The sequence below is a fragment of the Hymenobacter sp. M1-2 genome (genome assembly GCF_057808495.1).
In genome coordinates this window covers 234,330-245,846 of the sequence record NZ_JBTYZO010000005.1, presented here as the reverse complement: position 1 = coordinate 245,846, position 11,517 = coordinate 234,330, and the positions used below count along the sequence as shown (strand labels likewise).

9 protein-coding genes are annotated in these 11,517 nt (G+C 55.6%); 6 read left to right on the top strand and 3 right to left on the bottom strand.

Annotated elements, in window-relative coordinates; genetic code table 11:
* The first annotated feature begins 465 nt into the window (after positions 1-465).
* Positions 466-1,683, top strand: a complete 1,218-nt coding sequence (locus tag ACYSMN_RS07255) for a hypothetical protein (RefSeq protein ID WP_488923187.1) — start codon at positions 466-468, stop codon at positions 1,681-1,683.
* A 374-nt stretch (positions 1,684-2,057) separates the two neighbouring features.
* Here ACYSMN_RS07255 and ACYSMN_RS07250 read toward each other — a convergent pair whose 3' ends face one another.
* Positions 2,058-2,396, bottom strand: a complete 339-nt coding sequence (locus ACYSMN_RS07250) for a hypothetical protein (RefSeq protein WP_488923186.1) — start codon at positions 2,394-2,396, stop codon at positions 2,058-2,060.
* A gap of 367 nt (positions 2,397-2,763) precedes the next feature.
* Here ACYSMN_RS07250 and ACYSMN_RS07245 point away from each other — a divergent pair, with 367 nt between their 5' ends.
* Positions 2,764-3,534 (top strand): porin family protein, encoded by a 771-nt coding sequence (locus ACYSMN_RS07245; RefSeq protein WP_488923185.1) that lies wholly within the window; start codon positions 2,764-2,766, stop codon positions 3,532-3,534.
* Positions 3,535-3,948: 414 nt separating this feature from the next.
* Here the strand turns inward: ACYSMN_RS07245 and ACYSMN_RS07240 are convergent, their stop codons facing one another.
* Positions 3,949-5,952 (bottom strand): YfbK domain-containing protein, encoded by a 2,004-nt coding sequence (locus ACYSMN_RS07240; RefSeq protein WP_488923184.1) that lies wholly within the window; start codon positions 5,950-5,952, stop codon positions 3,949-3,951.
* Between the two features lie 361 nt (positions 5,953-6,313).
* Here ACYSMN_RS07240 and glyA point away from each other — a divergent pair, with 361 nt between their 5' ends.
* From glyA to rpiB, 3 genes are all read left to right on the top strand, one after another.
* On the top strand, positions 6,314-7,606 hold the full coding sequence (gene glyA / locus ACYSMN_RS07235; RefSeq protein ID WP_488923183.1) for a serine hydroxymethyltransferase: 1,293 nt from the start codon (positions 6,314-6,316) through the stop codon (positions 7,604-7,606).
* Between the two features lie 131 nt (positions 7,607-7,737).
* Positions 7,738-8,598: a twin-arginine translocase subunit TatC gene (gene tatC, locus ACYSMN_RS07230; protein ID WP_488923182.1), complete on the top strand. Its 861-nt coding sequence runs from the start codon at positions 7,738-7,740 to the stop codon at positions 8,596-8,598.
* 96 nt (positions 8,599-8,694) lie between these two features.
* Positions 8,695-9,141: a ribose 5-phosphate isomerase B gene (rpiB, locus tag ACYSMN_RS07225; RefSeq protein WP_488923181.1), complete on the top strand. Its 447-nt coding sequence runs from the start codon at positions 8,695-8,697 to the stop codon at positions 9,139-9,141.
* 93 nt (positions 9,142-9,234) lie between these two features.
* On the opposite strand, the gene ACYSMN_RS07220 is transcribed toward rpiB, so the two are convergent.
* A complete protein-coding gene (locus ACYSMN_RS07220; protein ID WP_488923180.1) occupies positions 9,235-10,623 on the bottom strand; it encodes a hypothetical protein in 1,389 nt (462 codons plus the stop codon).
* A gap of 340 nt (positions 10,624-10,963) precedes the next feature.
* Between ACYSMN_RS07220 and rbfA the strand changes: the two genes are divergently transcribed.
* Complete coding sequence (gene rbfA, locus ACYSMN_RS07215; protein ID WP_488923179.1) at positions 10,964-11,398, top strand: 30S ribosome-binding factor RbfA; 435 nt, start codon at positions 10,964-10,966, stop codon at positions 11,396-11,398.
* The last annotated feature ends 119 nt before the right edge of the window (positions 11,399-11,517 follow it).

Genomic DNA, 11,517 nt, shown 5'->3' with positions numbered 1-11,517 from the left:
ACTGATTTCGTCCAGATTACTCACGAACGCAAAGATAATTGTCCGTACAACCTAGATCATGGGCGTTTTCTTTCAACGGCTACTTTCTATTAATTAAATGCCAGCAGGCCCGAACCAACCTAGAGTGTGTGGGCCTGCTGCTACACGGAGAGGTGCAAGACGGGCTTGTGGCCGCTTTTATGTTTATCAAGGAAGCATTTATATGGCGCCACGGTCTGTTTCATGCTGAGTAAGGGTTAGGGAAGGGGCGCTGGATATTTCAAGCCGAGTTCCGCCTAAGAAAAACCTTTTCCTGCCCCAACTCCCTCGACGTTAAGTCTGCAAGCATACAAGCGTGAACGAACTACTAGGCTGAAAGCTATAGCAGCCTTAAATAACAACTCTTATAAACCCTTTTATCAGAACAGAAATGTATAAATTGCGCCGTTTTTATTCATTTCGATTTCAACAAATTTTTTCGTTGCAATGTCTAATACGATAGCAACTCATTTTTCCACCTTGTGGCCTAAAAGCGCTGCAATCGGCGTAAGCGTAATGGTTGCTATTCTAATGACGGTCTATTATCGGTGCATCCTCATTAACTTGGAAGTAGGTACTGACGTTCAAGCTCATGTAAGTTTATTTGTTCAATATTGTAACACCGGCTTAGCTCTTCCTGCTAATTGCGGCTTTTACCTTACTATTTACTTGCTTTCTGGCTTCAGTTGTGACGAAAACCTACTTTTGAAAACAGCTGTACTAGTCATGGGCTTAAGTTGGGGTACCACCGTTTATATATCAGCACGAATTGGGCTTTCTGTCCTGAATCCTGTCACCCCCACAAACCGCTTATGGGCCACTTTGGCTGCTGCTATTATCTCGTGCCTAGTTTTTCCTGTTCCATTAAGCGATGAGTACTCCTCATTCTACTACGTAGGCTTGCTAGTACCCAATGTTTTTCACAATTCTACTTGGCTAACAGCATTACCCTTCACAATAGTTGCTTTCGGCATTGGGGTACGGCAGTTGCAAAGTAAAATACGGGATACGCGCTGGGATATAATTATGGCCATAGCACTTGTCATCAGCGCTATATTTAAACCTAGTTTCGCTTTTGGTTTCGTTCCAGCCTACGGGTTAATGCTCGCCTTTAAGACGCGTTTTCGAGTGTTGTCTCTCATGTTGCGTGCTTGGCCGCTAATACCAGTAGTACTGTGCATTTTTCTTCAGTCCCGCTACATTGCAGCGCACCCTGAAGCCAGTGGTGGAGGCCAGGGCTCTACCTTTGCTTTATCCTTCCCAGCTGGCTGGAGCACCTTCCTACCTGATTTCACTAATGTGCAGGTATGGCTGCTTTTTGCCAGTTCATTCGCTTTACCCGTGCTAACTTATGCGCTCAAACCTGGTTGGTTACGGCGCACAAGTCATCAGTTAGCGCTATCGGCAGTATTAATTGCCTTTGCTCAATTCATGTTAATATATGAAGAGGGTTCGCGAGCTGGTCACGGCAACTTTACTTGGCAGGTAGTGAGCACCTTGCATTTGCTTTACTGGATAGTATTACACGATGCTTTTACTGATTCTTGGGGGTTAACGCGACTAGCTCGTACACGCCATTTACTACTGCTAGCTGCCTTGGGAATCTGTTTAATGAGTGGCGGTACCTATCTGTACCGCATCACAGAGATTCGTAGTTACTTCTGAGATCCGTAGCTCTAGGTGAACCAATTGGCATTAGGAAGATGTCTAGACTTATCCGGTGTTCTGCCACGCAAATACTATCGTCAGGTGTCCGCTAAGATGTTGCCCAAAGGCCACCATAATAGCTTTTCGTTCTTTTCCGAATTACAATTAATTAGGAAGGCGTTCACGTTGATCTAGTCAGGTGGAAACCAACCATCAGCTCGTATACTAAGCCAGAGCCAGGGTTCAATGCTACCTGCTTCACTTCATGGTGAGAGACATCTTGCGCAGTCGCGATGCCTCTAGACCCCAAACGCCGCAAAGCCCTCGCTAACGGAGTTGGTTGGGGTTTTGCGGTTCATTTACAGGAGATTAATTCTTACCGTTGTGGCCGCTTAGCGTTTGCCGCTATTCACGTTGCCGAGGCCAGCCTCTCTCGTGCGCCGGGCAGTATCGGCCGCATCATTCGCGTCGCTGGCCGTAATGGGACCGTCCGATTGGAAAGGCGAATCGTTGACAGTGCCACTCGTGCGTCCTACATCGGTGCCGCCGTTCGTTGAGTTGTATATTTCGTCTCCGTCCGTTCGGGCGTGGTCTGGGCTAGGGTCGTTGCGGTTCCCGTGGGGTTGGGTGGGAGCCGGATTGAGGTTGGGCTGGCTCGCGTTGGTTTGGGCGTCAGTCAGGACTATGTTCGTCTGCTGGTTATCGAGGTTGTTTGCTTCGTGGGTTGCCATGATGCTGATGCAGTTATGGTGGAGAAGAATTTCACTTTCTCAAACGCGGTACTGCCGACGCAGGATGCTAAGGTTGAGCTTAAACGTCTCATCTATCATCGGCTACTTGCTTTCTAACCTCTTACTTGCCTCAATGCCGACGCTGTTGCTGCGCCGAATTACAGCAGCCTCAAAGGCTCAGCAACAAGGCAGGCTTTCTATCGTTGACAATTTTATCAATCTATAAATGAACAACATACAAACAAGTCGCAGCACGTATCGAAACTTGACTTGTGGTTTTGGCACGGTTTTGTAATTACTCTTTTCCGAAGCCGGCTTTCCTTACCGCACACCGCGGCTCCGGCCTTCCACCTCAACTTTTCTCGTCATGAACACGCAACGACTTTTCGGCCGGCTGGCCGCGGCTACCTTATTGTTTTCGGCTTTCAGCTTCTCGGCACAGGCGCAGATTCAACCCCACCGCGTGCCGGCCTATTCTGGCAAGCCCACGCCCGTTCGCTCTTCCTATTCCACTTCGAAGACTGCCAGCCAAGGTGCCCAAATCGGCATCCGGGCCGGTGTAAACGTGTCTGACTGGTCCGGCGACGCGGTGCAAAGCGTGATGGACCTCGCTGGCTACACCAACGGAGCCGTCAATAAGTCCATGAAGCCGGGCTTCCACGCGGGCCTTTACGCCACGCTGCCGCTAGGTCCCGGTTTCGCCATCGAGCCGGCCGTGTTGTACTCCGAAAAAGGCACCAAGCTTACGGGTACGCTGCCTTTCGAGAAACTCAACTTTCTGAATGCCAAAGTCACGGCTACTTCGCGCATGACGTACATCGACGTGCCAGTGCTGGCCAAAGCCTACATCACGCCAGGTTTCTACCTGTTTGCTGGCCCACAAGCCTCCTTTCTGGTTAGCAACAAAGTACGCGTAGAAGCCGGGGCCCTCGGCGTGGAAGCCTATCAGCAGGACTTCGACGTGAAAAACCAATTTCGCCAAGTCGATTTCAGCGTGACGGGCGGCCTGGGCTACCAGTTCACGAACGGCTTTGGCCTGAGCGCCGGCTACGACTACGGCCTCTCCTCGCTCGACAAAAACAACCGCTTCGACGCGCGGAATCAAGTGGTGAAAGCGTCGGTGAACTACTCGTTCTAAGTGTTGAGAAGTGAGACTGACGAATGTCTTGCAGAAGCTATTAAACAAGAGTCGTTGCGTCTGTTTCAGGTGGCCACTTCGACTACTTAGGCTGAATCTCACTCTAGTCTGGCCTTACAAAAAAGCCCCGCTGCTAACCAGCGGGGCTTTTTGCGTCTTCCGGCTCCCTCTTCCACAACCTCCGAAAGACGCTCCTATACTTCACTTCAATACAATAGTGTCTACCAGCTGGCTCTCCTCTGAAGAAAGAAGTCCAGAGAATGCCGTTCAACTCGACACCCGGCACAAGCGGAAGCTTGTGTCACTCCAGAAGGCCAGGCCGGGTCCGGCGAGTAGGCGGCACAAGCCGCCTGCAAACAGCTTGTGCCTCTCGCCGGAGCTGGTGAGTGAATTTCCCGACCTGACCCAGTTTTCTTAGCGTGCCCCGTAGCTTTCCACCACGGGCCGCAACCCTTCCGCAGCCCGCACCAACCGTACTAATTCTGCTCGGTAACCTTCCGCATCTTTACCCCGCGCTCCTTCCGCTAGCTTGGCCGTAGCCGCAAACGTGGCCTCGCCCCGATAATCCGATTCTCGCAACAACATCCCGAATTGGGCGACGGCAGCAGCAAAACGCAAGTTCTCCGATGCGCGTTCCAGCGGCGCGGCCGGACCGCGCAATACCCGTTCCAGCAGTTGGCTTTTGCTGCCCTGCGGCTGCTTGTAGCGCATTTTCACGGTCAGCAAATCCGATGAAATTGGCGCAGCTTTTTCCGGGGCGTTGGCTTGGTACTTTAGCTTATCCACCGCGGCGGGGGCACCCACGGGCACCACTTCGTAGAGAGCCGTGACGGTGTGGCCGGCGCCCATTTCGCCGGCGTCTTTACGGTCGTTGTTGAAGTCCTCGTCGGCCAGCGTGCGGTTTTCGTAGCCGATGAGGCGGTATTCCCGCACCCGGTTGGGGTTGAACTCCACTTGCAGCTTCACGTCTTTGGCCAGCGTGAAGAGTGTGCCGCCGAACTGCCGCACCAGCACCCGGCGTGCTTCATCAAGGTTGTCGAGGTAGGCATAGTTGCCATTGCCTTTGTCGGCGAGCAGCTCCATCTTTTTGTCTTGGTAGTTGCCCTGGCCCACGCCCAGCACGGTCAGGAACACGCCTGATTCTCGCTCCTGCACCACCAGCCGCTCCATCGCGTCGTCCGATTGTTCACCCACATTGAAGTCGCCATCAGTGGCTAGGATTACGCGGTTGTTACCTTCTTTTTGAAAATTGTCGCGGGCCACTTGGTAGGCCAGGCGCAGGCCCGCGCCACCGGCAGTGGAGCCACCAGCCTGGAGGTTATCGATGGCGCGCAGAATTTCGGCGCGCTTGGTGCCGGGCGTGGGTGGCAGCACCAGGCCAGCCGCGCCGGCGTACACCACCAGTGCCACTTTATCTTGGGGCCGCAGTTCTTTCACCAGCAGCCGTAACCCAGCCTGTACCAACGGTAACCGGTCGGCCCCCATCATCGACCCCGACACGTCTACCAGAAACACCAGGTTGGCGGGCGGCAGCTTATCGGTGTTCACGGTTTTGCCTTGTAGCGCCACCTGCACCAGTTGGTGCTCGGGGTTCCAGGGACAAGCGGCTAGCTCGGTCGTCACGGAAAACGGGTCTAAGCTGGTGGGCTGCGGGAAATCGTACTGGAAATAGTTGATCATCTCTTCCACGCGCACGGCGTCACGCGGGGGCAGTTGGCCCTGTTGCAGAAAGCGCCGCACATTGGAGTAGCTGGCCGCGTCCACATCGATGCTGAACGTGCTCAGCGGCTCCTTCTGCGCGTTGTGAAAGCCGTTTTCCTTGATGGCCGCATACGATTCGCCTTCGCCCGGCACGGGGCGCGGCGCTGGGTAGTATGTTGGGCTCGGTAGGCTTCTCTGCCGCTGAACAGCAGCTCCAGCCACAGCAGCTTTCATTGCTCTTCCATTCAGGCCGCTGGCTTGCCCTGCCTCCTCTTGCACCGGAGTCGCGCTGCCTTGTGCATCAGGCATTGGCACTGGCATTGCGTCTGCTGGCACTACGTCTATTACTACTACTTCCTTTAGTTGCTTGGCTTCCGGGCGTAATGCTACGTTTACCAGCCGGCGCGTGCCCACCTTTATCTCCGCCGAAGTGTAGCCGATAAAACTGACCATCAATGTCCTATGGTCCTTCGGCATCACCAGCGAATAGTGCCCTCGGCTGTTTGTGGAAGTGCCGACGGTGGTGCCTTTCACTAGCACCGTTACGCCGGGCAGGCCCTGGCCGGTGGCGCGGTCCGTGACGCGGCCGTGCACCCTGAGCGTATCAGCGGCGGCCATTGGCTCGATACGCTTTATCGTTTGGCGTTGCGCTCCGGTAGCGAGGCTGAAGACGAGGCCGCCAGCCAATGCCAGCAGCGGAAGAAGTTGATTTCTCATGGGTCAGGCAGGCTTTGGTGAAGGTGATATCCCTTTGATGCCTAGCCGATGACGATTCCACACGTCCCCGAAAAAAATTTGAGTCTCTGCCCTACCCCGAAACAGTGCTCCATATTGATTCACCCTTTCCATACCTTAAATCCCGTTAGTTCTCGGTTTCTGTAAGGCCACTGTTCCTTTTCGCTCCGTAGCTCTCTTGGGCCCTGGAAAACCTGCGCAAGCCCATGAAACAGGCCGGAGTTGTGCGGCCACGCTATTGTTGAGAGGTCCTATGGTAGTCGCATAGTTGCATCTGCCTATGCCTGTGCGGGCTCATACCTAGCCGCTTGACAGTTCCGGCCGGTGGCGTACCTTTGAAGCTATGGAAACGCAAGCCCCAACTCTCGTCCAAGACACCGCCATTTTCGACCTGATTCAGCGCGAAAAGGAGCGGCAAACTCACGGCATTGAACTCATTGCCTCCGAAAATTACGTTTCGGAGCAGGTGATGCGGGCGCAGGGCTCCATCCTCACCAACAAGTACGCGGAGGGTCTGCCCGGCAAACGCTACTATGGTGGCTGCGAAATAGTGGACCAGATCGAGCAATTGGCCATCGACCGAGCTAAGGCGTTGTTTGGCGTGGAATGGGTGAACGTGCAGCCGCACTCCGGCGCGCAAGCCAACGCCGCCGTCATGCTGGCCATCCTCAACCCCGGCGACAAAATTCTTGGCTTCGATCTTTCGCACGGCGGCCACCTTACCCACGGCTCGCCCGTCAACTTCTCTGGCAAGCTCTACAAGCCTTCCTTCTATGGCGTGGAGCGCGAAACGGGCCTCATCGACTGGGAGAAAGTGAAGGAAACCGCCCGCCGCGAACAGCCCAAACTCATCATCTGCGGCGCCTCAGCCTACTCCCGCGACTGGGACTACCAAGCCCTGCGCGAAGCCGCCGACGAGGTAGGCGCCCTGCTACTGGCCGATATTTCGCACCCCAGTGGCCTCATCGCCAAAGGCCTGCTCAACAACCCGTTCGACTATTGCCACATCGTCACGACGACGACGCACAAGACCCTGCGCGGCCCGCGCGGCGGCCTTATCATGCTCGGCAAAGACTTTGAAAATCCCTTCGGCATCAAGACGCCGAAAGGTGAGATTCGAATGATGAGCAGCTTGCTCGACGGCGCCGTGTTCCCCGGCACCCAGGGCGGCCCGTTGGAGCACGTGATTGGCGCTAAAGCCGTGGCGTTCGGCGAGGCACTGAGCGACGCGTACACCGACTACACCCACCAGGTGATTCGGAACGCCCAGGCGCTGGCCAACGGCTTCGTGGAGCGGGGCTACCAGATTATTTCCGGCGGCACCGACAACCACCTCATGCTCATCGACCTGCGTTCCAAGGGCCTCACCGGCAAGCTTGCCGAAAACACCCTCGTGAAGGCCGACATCACCATCAACAAAAACATGGTGCCCTTCGATGATAAGTCGCCCTTCGTAACCAGCGGCATGCGCATCGGCTCGGCGGCCGTCACGACGCGCGGCCTGCGCGAAACGGATATGGCCCGCATCGTTGACCTCATTGACGACGTGCTGATGCACCACGACGACGACGCCCACCTGCTGCATGTGCGCGGCCAGGTGAACGAGTGGATGCAGCAGTTTCCGCTCTTTTTCTGAACAATGGGCGAATGAGCGGATGAGCGAATGAAAACGAGGGCAACATCCTGCCAGCCGTAAATTTCGTTCGTGTCTCGATTTCCATCGCTTGCAATTCGCTCATTTGCTCATTCACCCATTCGCTCATTGCTTTGAATACCGAACAACCAGCCATAGGCGAACCCCAGGTCGAAATGTCGTTTATCGACCATCTGGAGGCCTTGCGGTGGCACATCATCCGCGCGGCCATCTCGATTGTCATTTTCTCCACGGCCGCTTTTTTCGCCAAAGACTTCCTCTTCCACGACCTTATTCTGGGGCCTTCGCGCAAAGAATTTTGGACCTACGACGTCTTCTGCCGGTTCGGCAAGTGGATAGGGGCGCCGGAGTTGTGCATCGACAACATCGGCTTTATCATTCAGAACCGCGAGATGAGCGGGCAGCTAACCATGCACATCAGCACTGCCTTCATTGTAGGGTTGGTGCTGGCCTTTCCGTACACGTTCTGGGAAATCTGGCGCTTCATCAAGCCGGGTTTGTATCCGCACGAGCGTGCTAATTCGCGCGGGGCGGTGTTTTTCGTGTCGGTGCTATTTCTTATTGGGCTGCTGTTCGGCTACTACATTGCGGCCCCGCTGAGCATTAACTTTCTGGCTTCCTATCAGATAGACCCTACCATCGAAAACCAGATCGACATGCAGAGCTACATCAGTACGCTCACCACCATGTCCGTCTCGTCGGCTTTTGTGTTTGAGTTGCCGATGATTGTGTTCTTCCTGGCCAAAGCCGGCATCGTGACGCCCGAAATCATGCGGCTCTACCGCAAGCATGCCATTGTGGTTATCCTGATTGTGGCGGCCATCATCACGCCCCCGGATGTGTCGGCCCAGCTTATCGTCACGATTCCGATTCTGTTGCTTTACGAGCTGAGCATCCACATTGCGCACATCGTAACCCGCAACCGCACCAAACAACTCAACGAGCAGTTGGCCAAAAACAACGGCGTTTCCTAGGCTTTCGCTTAACTCAGCTTTCCATTGATTGGGCCGCGAGTCGTTAGATTCACCTCGCCGGTTCTCTTAAGCCGCCAACGAAACAAGCTACCGCGTATGACCACCCATTCCACCACGCCCATTGCTCTCGGCTCCGACCACGCCGGTTTTGCCTACAAGCAAATGCTGCTCAACTGGCTGCGCGACAACGGCTACAAAGTCCGCGACTTCGGCACCCACTCCGCTGAGTCCGTGGATTACCCCGATTTCGTGCACCCGCTGGCTTCCGCTATTACAAGCGGCGAGTTGGAGCGCGGCATTTTGATTTGCGGGTCCGCCAACGGCGTGTGCATCACGGCCAACAAGCACCGCGGCATTCGGGCAGCCATTGCCTGGGAGCCCGAATTAGCCACTCTGGCCCGCCAGCACAATGATGCCAATATCGTGTGCGTACCGGCCCGCTTCGTGAGCGAGGAAGTGGCCCGCGGCATCGTAAGCCAGTTTCTGAATACTGCCTTCGAAGGCGGCCGTCACCAAAACCGAGTCAATAAGATTGATTGTTGAGATAAATGGTTAAATGGCTGAATGGTTAAATGGTTGGTCGTTCAACGAGCCGCGAGAACGACCAACCATTTAACCATTCAGCCATTTAACCATTTACCTCAACCGATACACCCGCTTGAGGTCGGTGGGCTGGTAGCGGCCGAAGACGGCGGGAACTTTGTATTGCAGCTCCGCTAGGCGGTTGGTTTGGTCGATGAGTACGTCGGGTGGGGCGGGCGAGAGGTTGCGGGCCAGGCGATAAACGGCGGCGTACTGGTTCAGATAGCCAAAATCGGCGTGGGCCAGGCGCCAGTCAAGGTAGGGCGAGGCGGGGCGGTTGTTGATGTAGGGGCGCATATCAGGGCCGAGCACCAGCAGGCGTTGGCCGCTCAGGCGAGCATAGGCGGGATTCAGTTGCATGGCGTAGCGGCTTTCGGCCGGCAGGCGCATCACTCCATCCAGACGGAGCAGCTCGCGGTAACGCAGCACTACCACGCCGCTTAATACCGTCAGAAAAAGCACTTCCACCACCCATCCGCGCGCGGCTTTCTGCCACAGAAATAGGCTGAAGTAGGTGATGGGCGGCAGCACCAGCACCAGCGTACCAGGCGCGGTGCCACGTCCCACGGCCACCATCAGGCCCGCCACCAGCAGCCACACCAGCATCAGTTGCTGAAACTTGATCTGGAATACAAGGCCCAGCGATGTTGTGAAGCTACGGGCCAAGGCCAGCAAAAGCACCAGACCCGGCAGCAGCAGCAGGCGCCACTGCAAGCCTAGCGGCAACCCATCGGCCCCCAGCACGAGGCCGCTGAAGGTAGGAATGAGGTGAAACTGCCGGAAGTTGGGCAGGGCGTCGTTGTAGAGGAAAAACGTGGTGGCCACCGCGTACGGAAACCCAAACCCGCAGAGCAGCAGCAGGAAGCTGCGAAACGAATTGGCAGCGAAGATAATAACGGCAAACAGCCCAACCAGCAGAAACAGCGCCAGCGGTAGGTAGCACAACGCCGCCACGCCCACCAGAAACCCCGCCCGAAACAGTCGTCGGTTGTCGTAGCCTTCGCGGGAAGTAGGCAGCAAGGCACTGATCCCCAGGATGATGAAGGTGTGCCCTAGCAGCAGCGGCGAAAGCGTGTCGAGGTCGGTACTGACGCTAGCTAATAGCAGATACACTAGTGCCACTACGTAGCCCCGCTCTGGGTGCACGTCGGCGCGGTTGAGCACGAAGTTCAGACGCAAGGCTTGCAACACCAGCAAGCCCAACGACAACAGACGGTACAGCCAAAGCGGCCGCGACGCCACCAAATCGAGACCACCGAAAAGGGTGGCGGCTAGCGGGGCGGTGGCATCATACACGTCGCGGTACAGCAAAGAGCCGCCGTGCAGCCGCTCGCCCACCAGCAAGGCCCGTAGCTCGACGGCCGTCAGCGGAACGCCCCACCAAAGCAGTGGCAGCCGAATGGTCAGCACCAGCACCAGCAACGCGACCAGGCGCGTAGGCAAAGGGCTTTTGAAAAATTGAAGCAAGAGTGGTAGTTATTTGATGTGCTGATTTTTCGATGTGCTAATGTGCTGATAGGTGGACGAGTGGATGGGCTGATGGGGGAGAGTGAAGAAGAAAATAGGTGCTTGGGGGATGAAGCGGGTAAAGATACTCTCATCTTGAATGCAGCGCAGGACCTTCTTGTCAGTGAATAAATCGTAGCTACGATTATCCCTCTCACTGAAGAGAATCTTCCGCTGCCCTAGGATGCCAAACGTGTTACCTGTTCCCTCATCACCTCCTCACTTAATCACCTCCTCACCCAATCACCTTCTCGCCTCCCTATCTTTGCGCGTTCTTATGGAAAGTAAACGACAACAGAAAGTAGCCAGCTTGCTGCAACAAGAGCTGGCCGCCGTATTTCAGCGCGAATTGCCCCACTTGTTCCCAGGCCTGGCGCCGGGCATCAGCACGGTGCGCGTATCGCCCGACTTAGGAGTAGCCCGCGTGTACCTGAGCCAGTTGCTGGCCCGCGAAGGCAGCGGCGAAGAGACGCTGGCTTTGGTGCGTGACAACCAGAAGGTGATCCGGCAGGCGCTGGCCAAGCGTATTCGGCAGCAGCTGCGCATCGTGCCCGACTTGGTGTTTTTCCTCGACGACTCGGCTGCTTACGCTGCCAAGATGGACCAAGTGCTGGGCCAACTCAATATTCCCACCGAAGACCCCAAAACCGACGAACAGCCCGACGAAGCAGCCCCCAAACGTCCCAAGCTCTTCGCCGACGATGACGAATAGATTTTAGTGCGTAGTGGTTGGTGCTTAGTGCTTAGTAGCTGGAACTTAGGTTATTCATGAATCCTACGCACCAGGCACTACGCACCAGGCACTAAGCACTAAGCACCAAGCATTAAGCA